The following is a 20,879-nucleotide window of genomic DNA, read 5'->3' on the forward strand; positions in this document are numbered from 1 at the left end:
AGGGCGTTCCAGCATGACACGCTGGGTTGTGTCCTGCCCTAGATATAGCTCGTCCCCCACCTCCGGTTACCGGCGGTGAGGGACGAGTGGTGGATTGCGACGCTCAGCTGAGCGCGCGAACTCCAGTGGCCTGCGGGCCCTTGGTGCCCTGGCCGACCTCGAACTCGACCTTCTGGTTCTCTTCGAGGGTACGGAAGCCCGACCCCTGAATTTCGGAGTAGTGGACGAAGACGTCAGCGGAGCCGTCCTCGGGCGCGATGAAGCCGAACCCCTTCTCCGCGTTGAACCACTTCACAGTTCCCTGTGCCATTCTGTTCCTTCTCTTTTCTTACCGGAACGGCGGACAACTGGGTTCGTCCACCGGGTCCGTTCCGACCGCTGTACTGTTGGTTCCCCCTGCAGGAAAGCACCAAGCACACCGTTCGCAACATCGATCCTGCTGACGGTTTGGACTTTGGATCCGTCCCTCGAACACAGAAGCTTGCGACCAGGAACCAGTGAACCATGTCTTCGAGCAATTCAACAGTCGAGTTACCGACAATTTGCAAAAAAGTTGATCTTGCGAATGCGCAGGTGAGGGACCGAATGCCAGAATCCAGACTTGAGGTTCGTTTGCCTCTCGATAACCGAGTGGGCGTATGGCAAACAGCCTGTGACCCAGGTCGCTATTTGGTATCGAAATGGCAGGTGGGCGTTCCCAACCGCACACGTTTCACACTTTCTCAGCGTGTCGCGGCGCGCGCCGCATGAATCCGACGGACTCGACAGCCGCGCGAGCGGTCGACAGCGACCTCAGCTACGGGACATCGTTGCTGAATCGTGTCCTGGCCGGAGTGCCCGATCAGGACCCGAGACTGACCCACGTCGTCGAACTACCCGCCCGCGCTGCCGCGGTCACCACCTGGCCTGATTGGGCATCGCCGGAAGTGATCGCGGCATTACAGGACACCGGCGTCGACACGCCGTGGACCCATCAGACCAGGACCGCCGACCTCGCCTTCGGCGGTGCGCACGTCGTGGTCAGCACCGGTACAGCATCCGGCAAGTCGCTGGGATATCAACTGCCGGTATTGACGGCGCTGCGCGAAGACCCGCGGGCGACTGCCATTTATTTGGCACCGACCAAAGCGCTCGGCGCTGATCAGCTGCGTGCCGTCGGCGAGCTGACCCACGAGGGACCGCTGCGCGATATCTATCCGGCAACCTACGACGGGGATACGCCCGCCGAGATCAGGCAGTGGGTGCGCGCGAACGCACGCTGGGTCTTCACCAACCCCGACATGCTGCATCTCGGCATCCTGCGCTCGCATCAGCGCTGGGCAAGGGTGCTGCGCAGGCTGCGCTATGTCGTGGTCGACGAATGTCACGCCTACCGGGGTGTTTTCGGTTCACACGTCGCGTTGGTGCTGCGCAGGCTGCGGCGGATCGCGGCGCGGTACGGGGCCGATCCGGTGTTCGTCCTCTGCTCGGCGACCACCGCGGAGCCCGCGGCCGCCGCCTCGCGGTTGATCGGGGCGCCCTGTGTCGCGGTCACCGAAGACGGGTCGCCGCAGGGCCCGCGCACCGTCGCACTGTGGGAGCCACCCCTGCTCACCACGATGACCGGGGAAAACGGCGCGCCGGTCCGCCGCGCGGCGACCTCGGAAGCAGGCCGGATCATGGCGGATCTGGTGATCGAAGGAGCCAGGACGCTGACCTTCGTACGGTCACGGCGTGGCGCCGAGCTCACCGCCATGGAGGCGCGGCGGCTGCTCTACGAGGTCGATCCCGAACTCGCCGAACGCGTCGCCGCATATCGGGCCGGGTATCTCGCCGAGGACCGACGGGACCTGGAGGCCGCGCTCTCCGACGGCAGGCTGCTCGGTGCGGCCACCACCAACGCGCTCGAGCTCGGGGTCGACATCGCCGGGCTCGACGCGGTGGTGCTTTCCGGATTTCCCGGCACCGTCGCCTCGTTCTGGCAGCAGGCCGGGCGCGCGGGCCGGCGGGCGCAAGGGTCGCTGGTAGTACTGGTGGCCAGGGACGATCCGCTCGATACCTACCTGGTGCATCATCCGGCGGCGCTGCTGGACAAGCCCGTCGAGGCCACTATCACCGATCCGCGCAACCCGTATGTGCTCGGCCCACAGTTGCTGTGCGCCGCACTGGAACTGCCGCTCACCGATGCCGAGGTGGCCGAGTTCGGGGCGGGCGAGCTGCTCGCCGACCTGGCCGAGAAGGGTCTGATCCGGCGCAGGACCGGGGCCGGCGATCACGGGCGCTGGCATGTCACCGCCGAAACGCAGCCGCATGATGCCGTCGACGTCCGCGGCGGCATCGGGTCGCCGGTGGCCATTGTCGACGGGGAGACCGGCAGGCTGCTCGGTACGGCCGATGCGGGCCGGGCGCCGGCGACCCTGCATCAGGGTGCCGTTCACCTGCATCAAGGCGAGACGTATGTGGTCGACGAGCTGGATCTCGACGGTGGGGTGGCGTTTGTGCACGCCGATGAGCCGGGATGGACCACGAGCGCACGGTCGGTCACCTCGATCGCCATCGATGAGATGACCGATGAGCGGCGCCACGGTCATGTGACGACCGGATTGGCGCAGGTGCGGGTGACCAGCCAGGTGATCGGGTATCTGCGGACCCTCGCCAACGGCGAGGTGCTCGACCTGGTCGAACTCGATCTGCCCGAGCACACGCTGCCCACCAGGGCGGTGCTCTACACGGTGAGCCAGGAGTTGTTGGCGCTGGCGGGGATCGACGCCGCGGACGTGCCGGGTGCGCTGCACGCCGCCGAACATGCGGCGATCGGGTTGTTGCCGCTGGTGGCGACCTGCGACCGGTGGGACATCGGCGGTGTCTCCACCGCCGAACACCCGGACACCGGGCTGCCGACCGTCTTCGTCCACGACGGCCAACCCGGCGGTGCCGGTTTTGCCGAACGGGGGTTCGCCCAGCTGCACCGATGGCTCTCCGCGACGCTCGCCGTCATCGAGTCCTGCGGCTGTGCCGCCGGGTGTCCGTCCTGCGTACAGTCCCCGAAGTGCGGAAACGGGAACCACCCGCTCGACAAGGCAGGCGCGGGCAGGCTGCTGACCGCGGTGCTGGCCGAGTTGTCCGTTAGGTGAAGGTGCCGAGCTCGGTTCGTGATCGAGCCGAGCTCGACTCGTGATCGAATATCCATCTGACCTGCATGATCGCCGTGTCGCCCCGGCATCGTCGGCTTCGTGCAGCTGCACAAGGTCCGACGGCGAATAAAAAGGAATGTATTCAGGTTAACTGCGCTATTGCCACGGCGACATCTGCGGACATGCGCATTCATTTTTCTTTATCCGCGCCGAGGCGGACAATTGCGTGTCCGAAATTCATTCAGCCTGGGGAATTACCGATTTCCGCTACTCGCAACAACCATCCAGCTGGAAGTTCTGGACGGTCGTCTCGTTCACTGATCAACCGGTCCCGCGCGCGCAACCGCACTCACCATCCGCATGCCGAACAGACCCATTGGTACATTCCTTTCCACAATCACAGTGGCGTCCCACTCAGCCACTTCACATGCACGAACCCGCGCGCCCATCCGCTGCGCCACCGTGCTCGCCGCCCCGCATCCCACATCGACTCCGGCCACCAACTCCCCCGCAGCCGCGAGCGCCGCAAGATCCGCCGCCGCCTGCGCCCGGTGCCGCGCAACCACCCCTACCCCAACCTGCCCGACCAGCAACGTCACCCCGATCAGCCCCACCAAGACCAGACACGCAAACACCGTCGCCCCACCTTCCTCCGACCCACACCACCTCCGAGCACGACTGCAGACCCCAACACGCGCTGCGCCGACCAGATGACCTTCCAGTGCCGAAGGGCTCATGGTGTGGCCTCCGGCTCGCGGGCGGCGATTGCGCTGCCCTGGAGGGTCAGCAGGGGTAGGAGCGGTGTGCGGGTGGTTACTTGGACTAGGACGTGGTTGCCCTCTGTTCGGAGGGAGATTTCGGCTTCGGGTGGTGCGAGGCGGCGCGCGGCCTCGAGGGCGTTGGCGTCGTCGCCTCTGGCGGACAGGCGGGCCGCTTCGCGGGCGGCGTCGACGCAGCGCACCTGCGCCGACGCCGCCAGCAATGCCCCGAGACACAGGACCACCGCAACAACGATGGTGGCGAGCGCGATCGCGGCCTCGATCGTCACCGAGCCCTGGTCGTCGCCGAGAACCGTTGCACCACAGAGGTTTACTGTGTCGGGTCGACCTCCTACACGGTGGTGTTGAGGGCTCGATCGATGATCTTCGTCAGCGCGTTCACAATGCTGTCGCCGGTCACCACCCCGTAGAGCACCGCACCGAACGCCGCGGCGGCGATGGTGCCGATCGCGTACTCCGCTGTGCTCATCCCGTCGTCCGCGACCACCACCTGCCACATTCGTGCGCGCAGCCGCAGGTGCACAGTCGCCAGCCCGCCTGCCACCCGACTCGTCAACGGTTCGATCGACATTCGTTTCCCCTCTCACTCCCGCCTCCGCGGCCGATCCGCGCAGACACGTTCCACCGCAGCCCAGCCGCGCCCCGACTCGGCTCACAGCAGACCATCGCCGAGCACGCGGCCCGCCAAGCCGATCACCACCGGCACGATGCCGAGACAGACAAAGGCGGGCAGGAAGCACAGGCCGAGTGGACCGCCGATCAGGACACCGGCCCGTTCGGCTCGAGCAGCGGCCGCATCCTCGACCACGGCTCGACGCTGCTCGGCCAGCTCGCCGACGGCTATCGCAAGCGAGGCACCCGATCGCGCCGACCGGCGCGCCATTCGCGCCAGCGACTCGATGTCCTCGGCACCCGACTGTCCGGCACTGTCTTCTGCCGCGCGCTCCCAGGCGGTGGCCGCGTCCGCGCCGAGGGCGAGTAGATCCGCGGCGCGACACAGGGCCGCCGCCAACAGCTCCGGTGCACTCGGTGCGACCGCACGCGCCGCACTCGCCATCGGCAACCCCGCCCGCAGGCAGGCCGCCAACAGGTCGAACACCGACGCTGACGCCAACGGATCCGCTTGTCGCCGCACCGTGTTCGTGGCAACCGGCGCAGAAATCGGCTGCCAGACCGCCCGCATCCGCCGACTCACCGCGACCCGGCCGGGCAGCAGAATCAACGCCACCGCCACCAACAACACCGGCATCGACGGATACGCAACAGCCACACCCATCCCCACTCCCTCCACACCCCGAAGCCCGCGAGAACTCCTCACCCAAGACCTCGTCCAGCAACGACATCAGCCGCCCGCAGGTGCAGGCCGAATGCCCACACTCGCCTACGCGGAACTCTGCGGGCTCGTTCCCGCGAGGACCTTTCAGATGGCACCGCTCCAGCACAGACCAGACGCTGCGCCGAGTGACAACAGGACCGATCGGCGTCCCACGCCGACCTCCAGCGCCCGCAGGCGTCGGGCAAGTGGCGGCGCTGGCGGGCACGGATGCTGGGAGTTGGTTCACGCAAGGACCTTTCAGGTGGCATCGCTCCAGGACAGGTCGGGCGCTGCGCCGAGTGGCGGCAGGACCGATCGGTGTTGCGCGGTGGCGTCGGGCGTCCGCAGGCGTCGGGTGAATGGCGGCGCTGGCGGGCATAGACGCTGGGAGTTGGTTCACGCGAGGACTTTTCGGGCGATGGCGTCGGTCCAGAGCAGGCCGGCGCAGGCCAGGGCGGCGCCGAGTGGGAGCAGGATCGTGCCTGCCGATGAGAGGAACAGGACGTGGAGTGGGGCGGCGCCCATCAGCTGGCCGAGCCCGATGCCGAGCAGGGGTAGCCCAGCTAGGACGGCGGCTGTTGCGCGGGGGCCTGCGAGGGCGGCGGTGGTGCGGCCGTGGAAACGCATGCGGCCTGCCAAGTCGGCGCGTGCGGCGGACAGCAGTTCGGCCAGTGCTAGTCCGTGCCGCTCGGCGACCTGCCATGCGTCGGCGATTCGGGCGAGTTCTCCCGCGAGAATCGAATCCGGTTGCCGCAGCCCGTCCGCCGCGGAGCCGCCCAACCTGCTGCGCCCGGCGCTCACCGCGAACGCCTTGGCGGAGGCGCCTCGTGCTTCGCCCGCTGCTACTTCCGCCGCCGCGCTCGGGTGTGCGCCGACCCGCAACTCGCCGATCACCGCCTCCAAAGCATCGAGCAGACAGGCACATTCGATCGTCCTGCGGCGATCGAGGGCGGCGCGGCGCACGCGGAATCCGATCGTCCCCGCCGTCATCGCCGCCGCCAGAAATGGGCCGACTCCGAGAACGAGCGCGGCCAGCACTCCGGCCGCCGCACCGAGCCGGATCGCCTTGTCGCGCCCCACCTTTCGAGAATCCGGCGGCGCGACGAACAGTCCGGCAAATCGACGGCGCGCTGACGAAACCGGCGTGGCCAGCAGCGCAACCGCGAGACAAACCGCCGCCGTGATCACCGACCAGCTCCGAACACAACAAACCTGCGCAGCTCGGCGGAGGTTCGCGGCAACAACGAAGCCGACGCTGCGTGCTGTGCTGGCGGGAGCCCGATCGTGCTCGACCATCGGCACAACGGCGCACTGCTCACCGCGCGATCTCTTCCCTGGAAGGGCGGCTCAGGTCGAGGACGGCAACATCCGTACCGGACCGACTCATCTCGCGGTGCCGGACGGACACACGACGCAGTTCCGTTCATCGGGTGAGCCTTTCGTCGAGGAGGCGGGTCAGTTCGGGGGCGGCGGGGGCCGGGGCGGTCGCGTGCCAGGCCGGGACGATGTGGACGCGGCCGGATTCGGCGCGGTGCAGGAGGCCGATTTCTTGGAGGCCGCGGGAGCCGTCGGGTCGACGGTGTACGTGCAGGACGATGTGGATGGCGGCCGCCAGTTGGCTGTGCAGGGCGGCACGGTCCATGCCGCCGAGGGCGGCGAGGGCTTCCAGGCGGGCGGGTACTTCCTGGGGCGAGTTCGCGTGCACTGTTCCCGCGCCACCGTCGTGGCCCGTGTTCAGGGCCGTGAGGAGGTCGATCACCTCTGCGCCTCTGACCTCGCCGACAACGATTCGGTCCGGACGCATGCGCAGTGCCTGGCGGACGAGGTCACGAACGGTCACCTCGCCGACGCCCTCGATGTTCGCGGTGCGTGCGACGAGCCGCACCACGTGCGGATGAGGTGGGGCCAGTTCGGCGGCGTCCTCGACGCAGACGATGCGTTCGCTCGGGGCCACGGTGGCCAGCAGGCCGCTGAGGAGGGTTGTCTTACCCGCACCGGTGCCGCCGACCACCAAGAACGCAAGTCGAGCCTGAATGATGCGTTCCAGCAGGCGCTTTGCGTCCGCCGATACCGCACCCGCGGCCGCGAGCGCGTCGAGGCCCTGGGTGGCGGGGCGGAGGATGCGCAGCGAGAGGCAGGTGCCGCCGTGCGCGACCGGCGCGAGCACGGCGTGCAGCCGGACGCCGAACGAATCGCCCAGCGCCGCTCCGGTTCCGGACAGTTTGCCGTCGACCCACGGCTGCGCGTCGTCGAGTCGGCGGCCCGCGGAGAGAGCGAGCCGCTGGGCGAGCCTGCGCACTGCCGCCTCGTCAGGGAAGGTGATCGAGGTCTGTTCGAGGCCGTGTCCCCGATCTATCCACACCGCGTCCGGCCCGGTCACCAGAACGTCGGCGACCTGCGGATCGTGCAGCAGTGGCTCCAGCACTCCGGCACCGGTCATCTCGGTCTGCAGCAACCGCAACGCACGCAGTAGATCGGTGTCCCCGAGTACCCCGCCCGCCTCCACCCGAATGGCAGCGGCGACCTGAGCCGGGTCAGGATCCCCCGATCCGCCGGACAGTCGTTCCCGCACCCGGTCGAGCAGCTCCGAGGTCACCAGCGCGCTCATCGCCGTTGTCCCGCTGGCGCACTGAGCACGCCGAGCACCGCGTCGGCGGCATCGCGCAACGGGCCGCGCCGCTGCACCGTGAGGCCGCCGCGTTCGAGACGGGCCGCCAAACCGGCTTGGGCGCGCACGGCGGCGAGCAAGGGCAGGTCGAGCACCTCGGCGACGTCGGGTCCGCGCAACCCGCCGGGGGCGGGCCCACGGACTATCAAGCCCTGGTTGGGGTTTCGGCGTGCGATGTGCGCGGAGACCGCCTCGGCGGCGACGACGGCCCGCAATCGCGCAGGAACGACGAGCACGACGAGGTCGGCGGAGTCGAGCATCTGGTCGGCGTGCGGCCCGCGTTCGCCGGAAATGTCGCAGATAACCAAATCGCCTGCGGCACGGCCTGCTTCGATCACCGCGCGGACCGCGGCAGGACCGATCTCGCGTGGCAACCGGCCCGCACCGCAGCGCCCGCAGGCAAGGACGGCCACACCGGGCGCCGCCGCAGGCAGCGCGGAGTGCAGCGCCGCAGCGCTCACTCGTCCGTCCTCCACCACCAGGTCCGGCCAGCGCAACCCTGCGGCCGTTTCGATGCCGAGTAGCAGGTCGAGGCCGCCACCGAGCGGCGCACCATCGACGAGGACGGTGTCGCGACGGAACCCTTCGGCGGCGGATCGCAGTGCCACAGCGGCGGCGAGCGTCGACGCTCCGGCACCGCCGCCCGCGCCGGCCACGGCGACGACGACACCGTCTCCTGCGCGTCGCTCGCCGTACTCAGCAAACATCTCGATAAGTCTTTCGGCGGCGCCGGGAAGCGCGATGACGCGCTCGGCGCCGACCGAGGCGGCGGCCTGCCAATCGAGCAATCCCGGCTCGCCGTCCGTGACGAGGACGACGCCGATGCGGCGCAGATATCCGGCATCAGCGACCGCCAGCGCCGTGACTGTGTCGAGGATCACTAAGGGAGCGCCGGTCCACGGGTGCCTGCCGACGGGCAGCGGGCGTTCGTCGAGGCCGCGCTCGGCGGCGGCTGCGACACGGCGTATTTCGTCGCGCAGCCGGGTGTCGTGGATGAGCACGAGCGCCGGCGGCGGGCTGTTGTCCGGCGCCACTTCAAGATTCATGCGGCTGAGCGTTGCCGAATCCAGGCGACGGCAGAAGAGCCGTTGTAGCGATTGTGGATAACTCGCGCGTGTGGAGAACTTCTGAGCGCCGAGTGGGACAGGAATCGTCCTGAAAATAGAGGACGGCCCCAGCCGGGGGGGGAGGAGGCTGGGGCCGTCGGGTTCAGCCCCGGGGGGTCGGGCTGAACGCGCCTGGACCATGTCCAGGTGCCAGCAATACTACACCCAAGCCCCGCCCACAACGCAAGTCTGTGGCGGGAGAACTTTGCAGCGATTACGAGCCTCGAGGGGCCGGGGCAAACTCCCCGCTCGCACCCGCGGTCGGGCCCCGCGACAGTGGTGGTCAACCGACCAGGACAGGCAGGGACAGCACACAGTCCGCCTCCGCCGCACACCGGGGGTCGATCCCGACGAGACTGCCGAGGACGGGCAGGCGCACACCGCGTCATGACGTCGAGCGCACGACCGCCGCGATACCGCAGCGCAGCGAGCCGAGTCCGCGCCACGGAGGCACGGAACGCCGGATCGAGCGCACACGCGACAGCCGCTGTAGCACCGGACCACGCGAAGGCAAGACAGCTGCAGGAGCACCAGATCGGGCACGAGCGAGACAGCCGCGGGAGCACCGGATCGAGCGAAGGCAAGATAGCCGCCTATCCTGGTCGAGTGGACTCACCCACCGCGGATGGACGCGTCGCCGCCTTCTTCGATCTCGACAAGACCGTGATCGCGAAATCGAGCACGTTCGTTTTCAGCAGGCAGTTCTACGCACAGGGCCTGTTGAACCGCCGCGATGTCCTCGAAAGCAGCTACGCCCACTTTCTGTTCATGCTGTCCGGCGCCGATCACGACCAAATGGAGCGGATGCGCGCACATCTGACGAGCATGTGCGCAGGCTGGGATGTCGAGCAGGTGAAAACCATTGTGGCCGAGACGCTTCACGAACTGGTCGATCCGTTGATCTACGCGGAGGCGGCCGATCTCATTGCCGACCACAAGATCCGGGGCCACGACGTGGTGATCGTGTCGGCCTCCGGTGAGGAGATCGTCGGCCCGATCGCCGAGGTGCTCGGCGCCTCGCACACCGCGGCGACCAGGATGGTGGTCGCGGACGGCAAGTACACCGGCGAGGTCGACTTCTACTGCTACGGCGACGGCAAGGTCGCCGCAATCGAAAAGCTCGCCGCCAGTGAGGGTTACGACCTCACGAAGTGTTACGCCTACTCAGATTCGGTCACCGATGTGCCGCTGCTGAGCGCGGTCGGACATCCGACGGCGGTCAATCCGGATCGCAACCTGCGCCGTGAAGCACTCGCCAAGGGTTGGCCGATTCTTACGTTCTCCAACCCGGTTTCGCTGTGGGCGCGCTTTCAAGCACCGTCGTCCACCACCCTTGCCGCGACTGCGGTGGTCGGCTTGAGTGCGCTGGTGGCCGGCGCGATCAGCTATCGATTGCTGCGCCGACGCCGCTGAGGTTTTGCCACCGGATGCCGCGGGGCGACTCGCGCTGCTCCAGCAGGAGCCGGGCGGTTGCCAAGAGATCTTCCAGCAAACCTGCCCGTCCTGCGGCGACCAGGCATTTAACCACGAAACGCCGATCGACACGCCGATTATCGAATGTTCCCGCCGCTCTTGATGTGAGGGCCATCACAGAGTAGAAAGGTAACTACGGAAGGGTCGGAAGGCCAAGGCAGGACCGGAAGAGAAGGTTTCAGTCTCCCAGCCATCCTTCCCAGCACGGGCACCAGGCACCCACGCGGAGCGCGCCGCGACAAGGGCAGAAGCGTTGTGGGCCTGCGAGATTCGGGTCTTCGTCGGCGAGGGCCTCGCACAGGTTGCGGGGATGAACCGCCGGAGTTCGGATTATCGCCGAGGCCGCAGAACACAACCCACCCAGCACGCTTGGTAACCGGGTATCCCGTGCTACGCGGGCGGTGAGGTCGGCAACGACAACGCCGCCCGCTTTGACGTGTAGAGGGGCTCAGCCAGCCGCCGAGTCGGCGATCGAGGTGGCCTCGCGAGCCCCGTCTTCCAGTGCGCCACAGCAGAGCAGCACCCAACCGCCGACCGCAGCGGCCTCCCCCGCCCCGAACGCGGTTGCCGCATCGATGTAGGCCTGCCTGCGCCGCAGCCAGAAAACCTCGGGCACTCCCAGACAATGCGGGTCCAGCCCGCTGGACACCGTGACCAGTCGCGACGCCGCCCGCGCCACCACACCGTCGGCGGTGCCGAAGGGCCGCAGCGCGAGCAGTTCGCCGTGCACCACCGCGGCGATCACCGGCGCAGGCGCTTTCGAGCCGAGCACGGTTTGTGCCAGCAGATCCAGTCGCTCCGCGACACCGGCCGCGCCACGCGGCCGCCCGAGCGACTCCTCGTCGGCGACCAGGTCGGCCGCGGCGAGCAGATGGAGCCTGGCCAGCGCCTGCAGCGGCGCCCGCTGCCAGGTACCGACCAGATTGCGCAACGCGTCCCCGTCCAAGGCCTGCCCGACCCGCAACGATCCGGCCAGGATCGGATCGGCAACGCGCCCGTCGGCGGGCAGCTCGGTGCTGCCGCCGTCGATGGCGGCCGACGATCGCGCCGCACGCACCGCGGCCTCGGCGGCCGTGGTCGGCCAGCCACGCCGGTTCGCCTTGTGCCGGTGCACCTCGGCGAGCGCGTCGCGGGCGCGGTCGGCCGCGGCGCGGACACCGGGGAGATCGACGAGAGGCTGGAGCGGATCGGTCACGGCATACGAGGCTACTTGCGCGCACCCACAGGTAACCCAGGGGCTCGTCGAGTCCGGACGTCAGGAGCCCGCGGTGCGGTGCCGCTCGATGGTCTGCTCGATCCCGGCAATGGCGGTGAGCTGTGCGGGGGTCAGCAGGTCGGTGAATCGTTGCCGAATGGACTCGCGGTGGGCCGGGGTGGCCGCGTCCAGCGCCTGCCGCCCCGCCGCGGCAAGCAGGATGTCCTGGCCGCGGCCGTCGCGTTCGCACGGCTCGCGAGCAATGAGGCCGCGCTGTTCCATCCGCCCGAGCTGGCGGGACAGTCGGCTGTGCGGCCAATACATGTGCGCGGCAAGGCCGCTCACCCGCACACACGCCTCGGTGGCCGCCAATTCCGCGACGGCGGTGAGCACTTCGTAGTCGGGCATCGAAAGCCCGGTGTCTCGCTCCAGGTCTCGGGCGATCTCGGCATCCACGAGCAGACGTAGTCGTCGGTAGGCCGCCCAGCCGTCGTCGGAACGCCGGTGCGCCGAGGTTTCTGGCATGCCCCCAAGTCTAGGGGGTTCTATTTACATGTAACGAATGTCCGGCTACGGTTCGCGTCACATCTGAGTTAGCGGGAGGTTGTGCGAGATGAGCGGCAACGAGCGGATTTACGAGGTCAATGGAATCCGCCTCTGCACAGAGACTTTCGGTGAACTGGGTGGGATACCCGTGCTGTTCCTGCACGGCGCTGGGGAATCCATGCTCGCGTGGGACGCCGAGTTCATCGAGCGGCTGGTCGCCGTCGGCTGGCAGGCAATCCGGATCGACAGCAGGGATGCGGGCCGGTCGAACACCTTCCCGGTCGGCGCGCCGGGCTACGGGCTCAGCGACATGGTCGCCGATACGATCGGACTGCTCGATGCGCTCGACGCACCGCGGGCGCATCTGATCGCCATGTCCCAGGGGTCTGCGGTGTCCCAGCTCACCGCCATCCACCACCCCGATCGGGTCGCCTCGTTGACGCTGACGGCGTCGACACCCGGCGGTCCCGGCCACCAAAGCCCTGATCTGCCAGGGATATCCGCAGAGCTGAGCGCGTTCTTCATGAACGAGCCACCCGTGCCGGACTGGTCGGATCGCGCGGCGGTCATCGAGTACCTGGTGGAGGCCGAGCGTCCGTTCGCCGCAAGCAGCTACCCGTTCGACGCCGAACACCGCGCCGAGGCGGCGGGCCGGGTCTTCGATCGGGCCGCCGATATCGCGGCCCAGCTCACCAATCCATATCTGGTCGATGCGGGCGAGCCGTGGCGAGACCAGCTCGGCGCCATCACGGCACCGACTCTGGTGCTGCACGGCGCGGAGGATCCGCTGTTCCCGATCGAACACGGAAAGGCCTTGGCCGCAGCGATTCCCGGTGCCGGGTTCCTGCCGATGGCGCAAACGGGTCACGAGGTCCCGCCGCGCCATCAGTGGGACGACGTGATCCCCGCGATCCTCGCGCACCTGGCCCGGGTCGCGTGAGCGCCTGCGTGCTCAGCGGTTGCCCACGCCGGCGCGCATCGTCCTGAATGAGCGGCAAGCCCCGACCCAGCGGGCCGGGGCTTGCCACATCGCAACTCGGCGGGATCAGCAGCCCGCCAACTGACTAGCCTGCCAACAGATCCCGGCCGGGGATGGCATCCAGCAGGCGCTGGGTGTATTCCTCGCGGGGATTGTCGAAGACCTGCTCGGTGGAGGCCGCCTCGACCACCTTGCCGTTCTGCATGACCAGCACGTCGTCCGCGATCTGCCGGACGACAGCCAGGTCGTGTGTGATGAACACATACGACAGGCCGAGCTCCGCCTGCAGGTCGTTGAGCAGCCGCAGAATCTGCGCCTGCACCAGCACGTCGAGCGCGGAGACCGCCTCGTCGCACACCACGACCTCGGGCGAAAGTGCCAGCGCGCGAGCAACGGCCACGCGCTGACGCTGACCGCCGGACAGCTCGTTCGGATAGCGCCGCATCACCGTCGACGGCAGCGACACCTTGTCGAGCAGCTCTCGAACCGTCGCCTCCCGCTCCTTCGGGGTGCCGATGTCGTGCGTGCGCAACGGCTCCTCGATGGTGCGGTAGATCGAGTACATCGGGTCGAGCGAGCCGTACGGGTCCTGGAAGATCGGCTGCACCCGGCGCCGGAACGCGAAGGCGCCCTTGCGATCCAGCTTCGCCACTTCCTTGCCGTCGAACACCACCTTGCCCGATGTCGGCTCGAGCAGGCCGAGGATCATCTTCGCGACCGTCGATTTGCCCGAGCCGGATTCGCCGACGATCGCGGTCGTGGTGCCACGCCGCAGCCGGAACGAGACGTCCTGCACCGCAATGAAATCCGTAGACCGCCACGGCGCGTTGCCGCGAATCTTGAAGGCCTTGGTGAGGTTCTCGGTCACCACGACGTCATCGGGCGCCGCGGCCAGCTCCGCGTCCGACGCCGCCAGCTGCTCGGCGACCTGCACCGCCTGCTCGCGGATCTCGATGCGCTGCTTCACCGAGGACAGCCGCTGCGAGGCGAGCGAGGGCGCGGAGTTCACCAGCCGCTTGGTGTACAGGTGCTGCGGTTCGCGCAGAATCTGCAGGGCAGGACCGGATTCCACCACCCGGCCGCGATACATCACCACCAGGTGCTCGGCCCGCTCGGCCGCGAGTCCGAGGTCGTGGGTGATCAGCAGTACCGCGGTGCCGAGCTCGTCGGTGAGACCGTCGAGATGGTCGAGGATCTGGCGCTGCACCGTCACGTCCAACGCCGAGGTCGGCTCGTCGGCGATCAGCAGCTTGGGCCGGCACGCCAGGCCGATGGCGATGAGCGCACGCTGCCGCATACCGCCGGAGAACTCGTGCGGGTACTGGTTCACCCGCCGCGCGGCATCGGACATGCCCGCTTCCTCGAGCAGTTCGACGGCGCGCTGCTTGGCCGCTTTGCCCTTGGCGATGCCGTTGGCCTCCAACGTTTCCTGAATCTGGAAGCCGATCTTCCACACCGGGTTGAGGTTCGACATCGGATCCTGCGGAACCAATCCGATGCCGCTGCCGCGGACCGCGACGACGTCCTTCTTGGACACCTTCGCGAGATCCTTGCCGTCGAACAGGATGTTGCCCGAGGTGACCTGCCCGGTGCCGGGCAGCAGATCGATGATCGCGTGCGCGGTGGTGGACTTGCCCGACCCGGATTCGCCGACGATCGCGACGGTTTGGCCCGGATACACCGACAGGTTCACGTCGCGGACCGCGGGGATCTTCTTGCCCTCGGAGCTGAAACAGACGTTGAGGTCCTTGATTTCGAGCAGTGGCGCGGTCATCGCTTCCTCGCCTTCGGGTCGAGGGCGTCGCGCACCGCGTCGCCGAGCATGATGAAGCTCAGCACGGTGAGCGCCAACGCCGTTGCGGGGTAGAACAGGATCGCGGAGGTGCGAATCTCCTTCTGCCCTGACGCGATATCGGATCCCCAGGACACGATCGTGCGCGGCAGTCCGACGCCGAGGTAGGACAACGTCGCCTCGGTGACGATGAAGACGCCGAGCCAGAGCGTGGTGACCACGATCAGCGGGCCCGCCGAGTTCGGCAGCACGTGCCGGATCAGCGTGCGTATTCGCGAGACGCCCAATGCCTTTGCGGCCGTGACGTAATCACTGTTCTTCGATTGGATCACCGCACTGCGCGCAATCCGCGCCGCCTGCGGCCAGGTGAACGCGGACAGGATGATGATCACGGTCCAGATGGTCCGTGAATCGAGCAGCTGCATGACCACGATCGCGGCAAGCATCAGCGGGATGGCGTAGAAGATCTCGGCGACGCGCGAGACGATCGAGTCGAGCAGCCCGCCGTAGAAGCCGGACAGCGCTCCGAGGACACCGCCGATCAGCACGAAGAAGATCGTGGCGCCGACGCCCGCCATCACCGAGGCCCTTGCCCCGTAGACGGTTCGGGCGTAGATGTCACAGCCTTGCTTGTCGTAGCCGAACGGATGGCCCGCGCTGCTCGGATGCATGCTGAAATCGCCGTTGCAGTAGCGCGGATCCTGGCTGGTGAACAGACCGGGCCAAATGACAACCACGAGGACGAACAGGATCATCAACGCCGCGACGATGAAGATCGGGTTGCGGCGCAGCTGACGCCACGCATCGGTCCAAATGCTGGTCGGCGAGCCTGCGTCGACGACCATGTCGGTCGCGAGCACCTCGACCTCGTCGGGTGGCGCGACGAAGTAGGTCTGCCTGCCGCGGGCCGCGCTCTCCGCGAGGTCGATTCCTTGTCCTTTGTCGAGGTCAGGCATAGCGAATCCTCGGGTCGAGTGCGGCGTAGAGCAGGTCTACCAGCAGATTCGAGATCAGGAAGATGACGATCAGCACCGTCACGAACGAGACGACGGTCGGCGGCTCGCCGCGGGTAATCGCTTGGTAGAGCGTGCCACCCACGCCGGGGATGTTGAAGATGCCTTCGGTGACGATCGCACCGCCCATCAGCGCCCCGAGGTCGGCGCCGAGGAAGGTGATCACCGGGATCATCGAGTTGCGCAGGATGTGCACCGTGACAACCCGGCGCCTGCTGAGCCCCTTGGCCGTCGCGGTCCGGACGTAGTCGGCGGACATGTTCTCCGCCACCGAGTTTCGGGTCAACCGCAGCACGTATGCGAACGACAGTGAGCCGAGGACGAACGCGGGGACGATCAGCGCGCCGAAACTCGCGTTGCCACCGACGGTCACCGGGGCGATCTCCCACTTCACGCCGAGCAGGTACTGCGCGAGGAAGCCGACGACGAAGATCGGGACGGCGATGACGATCAGGCTGATCACCAGCATCGACGAGTCGAACAGCTTGCCCTTGCGCAGGCCGGCGATCAGGCCGAAGACCACGCCGAAGACGGCCTCGACGAACAGCGCCATGAAGGCGAGCTTGATCGTGATCGGGAACGCCCGAGCCAGCTCCGCGCGAACCGGCCTGCCGGAGAAGGCAGTACCGAAATCGAACGTCAGAATGCCCTTCAGATACAGCAGATACTGCATGAAGAAGGGCTGGTCGAGGTGGTAGCGCGCACGCAGCTGCGCCTCCACCGCGGGGGTCATCGGCTTGTCGCCTGCGAGCGCGGAGATCGGGTCGCCGGGAACAAGGAAGACCAGGGCATAGATGAGCAGCGTCGCTCCGAGGAACACAGGGATCATCTGGAGCAGACGCCGCACGACATACCAGGCCATTTCGCCTCCTGAGTCAGTGATGCGCCGCGCCTCCGGTCGAGGCGCGGCGCATCAGCGGGCTACTTCTCGATGTTCTCGAAGTCGAACAGTCCACTCCAGGCGAGCTCGGCCTTCTTGACCTTGTCCGACCGACCGGCGTTGGCGATGTACTCGAACATCGGGATGTCGGACATGTCCTTGAGCATCAGGGACTGCGCCTTGGCGACGATCTTGTAGGACTCCTCGAGGGTCGGCGCGGCCAGGGCGTCGTCGAGCAGCTTGTCGAACTCCGGGCTCTTGTAGTCGACGTTGTTGGTGTCGGAGTAGCTGTAGTAGTTCGACGTGAGGAACTGCAGCATGGTCGGGTAGTCACCCTGCCAGCCGTAGCGGAACGCCTTGCCGATGGTCCTGGCGTTCACCAAGTCCCGGATGTTCTTGAAGGTCGGGTACGCGGTGGCGATGGCCTCGATGCCGAGGGTGTTCTTGATGCTGTTCGCGGTGGCTTCGATCCAGGCCTGGTGGCCGCCGTCGGAGTTGTACGCGATCTCGAAGCGACCGGACCACGGCGAGATGGCGTCGGCCTGGGCCCACAGCTTCTTGGCCTCCTCCGGGTTGTACTTCAACACCTCGGAGCCGGGCAGGTTGCCGTTGAAGCCGGGCAGCGTGCTTGCGGTGAAGTCCTTGGACGGGACCCGGGACCCGTTGAAGATGTTCTTGCAGATCTGTTCCCGGTTGATCGCCATCGAGATGGCCTTGCGCCGCAGCAGACCTTCCTCGCCCGCGAAGTGCGGGACGTTCTGCTGGATGCCGATCTTCTGGTTCTGCGCGGTCGGCTTGGTGATCGCGCGATCACCGAGATCCTTCTCGTACGACGTCAGGGCGCTGTCCGGAATGGTGTCGAGCGTATCGAGGTTGCCGGCCAGCAGGTCCTGGTATGCGGTGTCGAAGGACTGGTACATCACGAAACGCAGGCCCTTGTTCTTGGCCGGGCGGCCGCCCTTGTACTCCGGGTTCGGCACGAGATCGATCTGCACGTTGTGCTGCCAGGCACCGTTGCTCGCGAACTTGTACGGGCCGTTGCCGATCGGGTTCTCACCGAACGCCTTGATGTCCTTGAACGCCGCCTCGGGCAGCGGGTAGAACGGTGCGTAGCCGAGCGAGGTCTCGAAGTCGATGGACGGCGACTCGAGCTCGACGGTGAAGGTGCGGTCGTCGACCACCTTCAGGCCCGACATGGTCTGGGCCGTCGGCTTTTCCGCGGAGACTTCCTTGAAGCCCTTGATCGGGGTGAACACGTAGCTCTGCAACTGGGCGTTGGTGCCGAGGGCGCCGTAGTTCCACGCGTCGACGAACGACTTGGCCTTGACCGGGGTGCCGTCGGAGAACTTCCAGTCCGGCTTGATGGTGATCTTGTAGTTCTTCCGGTCGTTCGTTTCGATCTTGTCAGCGAGTTCGTCGTGTGCGACGCCCTTGCTGTCGTAGTACTTCAGGCCAGCGAACAATCGGTCGACCACGCGGCCGCCCATGTTCTCGTTGGTGTTGGTGGGCACCAACGGGTTCTGCGGCTCACCACCGCCGGTGGTGACGATGCTCGAGTCGGCACTATCGTCCGACGAGCACGCCGCCAGACCGAGGCTTGTGGCCAGCAGTACCGCTGCGGTCAGCGCCATTGCTCTGTTGAATCTCAACGCGTTCTCCCGATTTCGACAAGGGCGGAACAGACGGCACGCGCGTGAGGTCACCAGGCGCATGCCGGCACAAACCGCCTTGGGTGACTCGGAGAGTAACCACCGAACAGGGCTATGTCATCGGATTGACTAAGGTTCATTCCACTTGTTACCAATCCGGCAACATGGCCGAAACACGAAAAACATCGCGCGAAAAGGACCTATCCGCCGGAACATTGTCTCAAAGAGGCCATCCAGTCTGTCCGCCGGATCGGCCGCTCCGTCGCGGATCGCGCAACGGCGTGACAGTTCCGAAACCCGGTGGACACACCGGACGCGGCGTAGGTCACAGTTGTTTACTGTCGAACTTGCTGCGTTTGGTTCGTGGACTCAGGCTACGTGGAAAGAAGAATCGAGATGACCGAAACCGCCGACCACAGGGACTCGTACCCGCCGACCGCGGAGTTCGCGGCGGCGGCGAACGCCGGTGCCGCGCTGTACGAGCAGGCCACGGCCGATCGCGACGCGTTCTGGGCCGAGCAAGCCGGTCGTTTGCACTGGCATCAGTCGTGGCGCCAGGTGCTGGACTGGAGCGATGCGCCGGTGGCGAAATGGTTCGTCGACGGCAAGCTCAACGTCGCCTACAACTGCGTCGACCGGCACGTGCTCGACGGGCACGGCGACCAAGTCGCCATTCACTGGGAAGGCGAACCGGGCGACTCCCGCGATATCACCTACGCCGAGCTGCTCGCCGAAGTCGGCCGTGCCGCAAACTATTTCACCGAACTCGGCCTCGAAGCGGGCGATCGGGTCGCTATTTACATGCCGATGGTGCCCGAAGCCATCGTCGCGATGCTGGCCTGCGCCCGACTCGGGCTCACCCACTCCGTGGTGTTCGCCGGCTTCTCCCCCACCGCCCTGCGCCAGCGCGTCGACGACGCCGAAGCCAGGCTGGTGATCACCACCGACGGCCAGTGGCGACGCGGTAAAGCAGCACCGCTCAAGGCGGCTGTGGACGAGGCGCTGTACGCGAACGGCGATGTGCCACACAGCGTCGAGCACGTGCTCGTGGTGCGCCGCACCAACATCGAGGTGCCGTGGACCGAGGGCCGCGACCTCTGGTGGCACGAAACGGTCGCACAGGCCGCCCCCGAACACGAGGCGCAGGCGTTCGACGCCGAGCACCCGCTGTTCATCCTCTACACCTCCGGCACCACCGGAAAGCCCAAGGGCATCCTGCACACCTCCGGCGGCTACCTCACCCAAGCCGCCTACACCCACCACAACGTCTTCGACCACAAAGCCGGACAAGACGTCTACTGGTGCACCGCCGATATCGGCTGGGTCACCGGACACAGCTACATCGTCTACGGACCACTGGCCAACCGCGCCACCCAGGTCGTTTACGAAGGCACCCCCAATTCCCCCGACGAGCACCGTCATTTCCAGATCATCGAAAAATACGGCGTCTCCATCTATTACACAGCGCCGACATTGGTGCGCACATTCATGAAGTGGGGCAAGGAGATTCCGGCCGCGCACGACCTGTCCAGCATCCGGCTGCTCGGCTCGGTGGGCGAGCCGATCAACCCGGAGGCCTGGCGCTGGTACCGCGACACGATCGGTGCGGGCACCGCACCGGTGGTGGACACCTGGTGGCAGACCGAGACCGGCGCGATCATGATCTCGCCACTGCCCGGCGTCACCGCGGCCAAGCCCGGTGCGGCGATGACACCGCTGCCCGGCATCTCGGCGCTCGTCGTCGACGAAGAAGGCAAACCCGTGCAGCGCGGCGAAACCGAGGCCAACGGCTACCTGGTGCTCGACCAGCCGTGGCCGTCGATGCTGCGCGGCATCTGGGGCGACATGGACCGTTACCGGGCCACCTACTGGGAACGCTATGCCGCCCAAGGCTGGTACTTCGCCGGTGACGGCGCCAAACTCGACGCCGACGGCGACCTCTGGGTGCTCGGCCGGGTCGACGACGTGATGAACGTGTCGGGCCACCGGATCTCCACCGCCGAGGTGGAGTCGGCACTGGTCGGACACGCAGGCGTCGCCGAGGCCGCGGTCGTCGGGGCCAGTGACGCCACCACCGGGCAGGGCATCGTCGCGTTCGTCATCCTCACCGCGGAGGCCAAGGACACCGGCGCGGCGCTGGTCGACGAGCTGAAGGCGGAGGTGTCCCGCGAGATCAGCCCGATCGCGCGGCCGAGGGAGATCCACGTGGTGCCCGAGCTGCCCAAGACGCGCAGCGGCAAGATCATGCGTCGCCTGCTCCGCGACGTCGCCGAGGGCCGCGAGCTCGGCGACACCTCGACCCTGGTCGACCCCAACGTCTTCGAGGCGATTCGGGCAACCAAGGCATAACCCCTGGCAGGGGCGCGGACAC

At 67.2% G+C, this 20,879-nt stretch carries 18 protein-coding genes; 4 read left to right on the top strand and 14 right to left on the bottom strand.

From position 1 onward, the window contains the following. Positions 1 to 103: 103 nt before the first annotated feature. The gene (locus ACGFNJ_RS38060; protein WP_011206895.1) at positions 104 to 310 is read right to left on the bottom strand and encodes a cold-shock protein; all 207 of its coding nucleotides are present in this window, start codon (positions 308 to 310) and stop codon (positions 104 to 106) included. 436 nt (positions 311 to 746) lie between these two features. Between ACGFNJ_RS38060 and ACGFNJ_RS38065 the strand changes: the two genes are divergently transcribed. Then, positions 747 to 3,113 (top strand): DEAD/DEAH box helicase, encoded by a 2,367-nt coding sequence (locus tag ACGFNJ_RS38065; protein ID WP_393460085.1) that lies wholly within the window; start codon positions 747 to 749, stop codon positions 3,111 to 3,113. 314 nt (positions 3,114 to 3,427) lie between these two features. On the opposite strand, the gene ACGFNJ_RS38070 is transcribed toward ACGFNJ_RS38065, so the two are convergent. The 7 genes from ACGFNJ_RS38070 to ssd form a co-directional block, all read right to left on the bottom strand. Further along, positions 3,428 to 3,850: an Rv3654c family TadE-like protein gene (locus tag ACGFNJ_RS38070; protein WP_393460088.1), complete on the bottom strand. Its 423-nt coding sequence runs from the start codon at positions 3,848 to 3,850 to the stop codon at positions 3,428 to 3,430. Further along, positions 3,847 to 4,161 (bottom strand): TadE family type IV pilus minor pilin, encoded by a 315-nt coding sequence (locus ACGFNJ_RS38075; protein WP_393460091.1) that lies wholly within the window; start codon positions 4,159 to 4,161, stop codon positions 3,847 to 3,849. Before ACGFNJ_RS38075 ends, ACGFNJ_RS38070 begins: the two co-directional genes overlap by 4 nt. A gap of 62 nt (positions 4,162 to 4,223) precedes the next feature. Continuing rightward, positions 4,224 to 4,391, bottom strand: a complete 168-nt coding sequence (locus ACGFNJ_RS38080; protein WP_393460536.1) for a DUF4244 domain-containing protein — start codon at positions 4,389 to 4,391, stop codon at positions 4,224 to 4,226. Between the two features lie 153 nt (positions 4,392 to 4,544). Beyond that, positions 4,545 to 5,168 (bottom strand): type II secretion system F family protein, encoded by a 624-nt coding sequence (locus tag ACGFNJ_RS38085; protein ID WP_393460094.1) that lies wholly within the window; start codon positions 5,166 to 5,168, stop codon positions 4,545 to 4,547. Between the two features lie 435 nt (positions 5,169 to 5,603). Further along, a complete protein-coding gene (locus ACGFNJ_RS38090; protein WP_393460097.1) occupies positions 5,604 to 6,395 on the bottom strand; it encodes a type II secretion system F family protein in 792 nt (263 codons plus the stop codon). 235 nt (positions 6,396 to 6,630) lie between these two features. Next, positions 6,631 to 7,815: a TadA family conjugal transfer-associated ATPase gene (locus ACGFNJ_RS38095; protein ID WP_393460100.1), complete on the bottom strand. Its 1,185-nt coding sequence runs from the start codon at positions 7,813 to 7,815 to the stop codon at positions 6,631 to 6,633. Then, positions 7,812 to 8,921: a septum site-determining protein Ssd gene (ssd, locus tag ACGFNJ_RS38100; RefSeq protein ID WP_393460103.1), complete on the bottom strand. Its 1,110-nt coding sequence runs from the start codon at positions 8,919 to 8,921 to the stop codon at positions 7,812 to 7,814. Before ssd ends, ACGFNJ_RS38095 begins: the two co-directional genes overlap by 4 nt. Positions 8,922 to 9,587: 666 nt before the next feature. Between ssd and ACGFNJ_RS38105 the strand changes: the two genes are divergently transcribed. Beyond that, a complete protein-coding gene (locus tag ACGFNJ_RS38105) occupies positions 9,588 to 10,394 on the top strand; it encodes an HAD family hydrolase (protein ID WP_393460106.1) in 807 nt (268 codons plus the stop codon). 508 nt (positions 10,395 to 10,902) lie between these two features. Here ACGFNJ_RS38105 and ACGFNJ_RS38110 read toward each other — a convergent pair. Together ACGFNJ_RS38110 and ACGFNJ_RS38115 are read right to left on the bottom strand one after the other, a co-directional pair. Beyond that, complete coding sequence (locus ACGFNJ_RS38110; RefSeq protein WP_393460109.1) at positions 10,903 to 11,649, bottom strand: oxidoreductase; 747 nt, start codon at positions 11,647 to 11,649, stop codon at positions 10,903 to 10,905. Positions 11,650 to 11,709: 60 nt separating this feature from the next. After that, entirely contained in the window at positions 11,710 to 12,174 is a 465-nt protein-coding gene (locus tag ACGFNJ_RS38115) for a MarR family winged helix-turn-helix transcriptional regulator (RefSeq protein ID WP_393460112.1), read from the bottom strand. 88 nt (positions 12,175 to 12,262) lie between these two features. On the opposite strand from ACGFNJ_RS38115, the gene ACGFNJ_RS38120 reads away from it, so the two are divergent. Next, positions 12,263 to 13,135 (top strand): alpha/beta fold hydrolase, encoded by an 873-nt coding sequence (locus ACGFNJ_RS38120; RefSeq protein ID WP_393460115.1) that lies wholly within the window; start codon positions 12,263 to 12,265, stop codon positions 13,133 to 13,135. A 124-nt stretch (positions 13,136 to 13,259) separates the two neighbouring features. On the opposite strand, the gene ACGFNJ_RS38125 is transcribed toward ACGFNJ_RS38120, so the two are convergent. From ACGFNJ_RS38125 to ACGFNJ_RS38140, 4 genes are read right to left on the bottom strand one after another with little or no spacing between them, the layout of a single operon-like run. After that, the gene (locus ACGFNJ_RS38125; RefSeq protein ID WP_393460118.1) at positions 13,260 to 14,948 is read right to left on the bottom strand and encodes a dipeptide ABC transporter ATP-binding protein; all 1,689 of its coding nucleotides are present in this window, start codon (positions 14,946 to 14,948) and stop codon (positions 13,260 to 13,262) included. Beyond that, on the bottom strand, positions 14,945 to 15,922 hold the full coding sequence (locus ACGFNJ_RS38130) for an ABC transporter permease (RefSeq protein WP_069165589.1): 978 nt from the start codon (positions 15,920 to 15,922) through the stop codon (positions 14,945 to 14,947). The genes ACGFNJ_RS38125 and ACGFNJ_RS38130 overlap by 4 nt, the downstream gene beginning before the upstream one ends. Further along, complete coding sequence (locus tag ACGFNJ_RS38135; RefSeq protein WP_393460122.1) at positions 15,915 to 16,841, bottom strand: ABC transporter permease; 927 nt, start codon at positions 16,839 to 16,841, stop codon at positions 15,915 to 15,917. The genes ACGFNJ_RS38130 and ACGFNJ_RS38135 overlap by 8 nt, the downstream gene beginning before the upstream one ends. Positions 16,842 to 16,900: 59 nt before the next feature. Then, positions 16,901 to 18,490 carry an ABC transporter substrate-binding protein gene (locus ACGFNJ_RS38140; RefSeq protein WP_393460539.1) on the bottom strand — a complete coding sequence of 530 codons (1,590 nt, stop codon included), beginning with the start codon at positions 18,488 to 18,490 and terminating at the stop codon, positions 16,901 to 16,903. A 414-nt stretch (positions 18,491 to 18,904) separates the two neighbouring features. Here ACGFNJ_RS38140 and acs point away from each other — a divergent pair, with 414 nt between their 5' ends. Next, positions 18,905 to 20,857 carry an acetate--CoA ligase gene (gene acs / locus ACGFNJ_RS38145; protein WP_393460125.1) on the top strand — a complete coding sequence of 651 codons (1,953 nt, stop codon included), beginning with the start codon at positions 18,905 to 18,907 and terminating at the stop codon, positions 20,855 to 20,857. Positions 20,858 to 20,879: the final 22 nt, after the last annotated feature.

Origin of the sequence: Nocardia sp. NPDC049149, from assembly GCF_043197455.1 — a bacterium.
Classification (GTDB): domain Bacteria; phylum Actinomycetota; class Actinomycetes; order Mycobacteriales; family Mycobacteriaceae; genus Nocardia.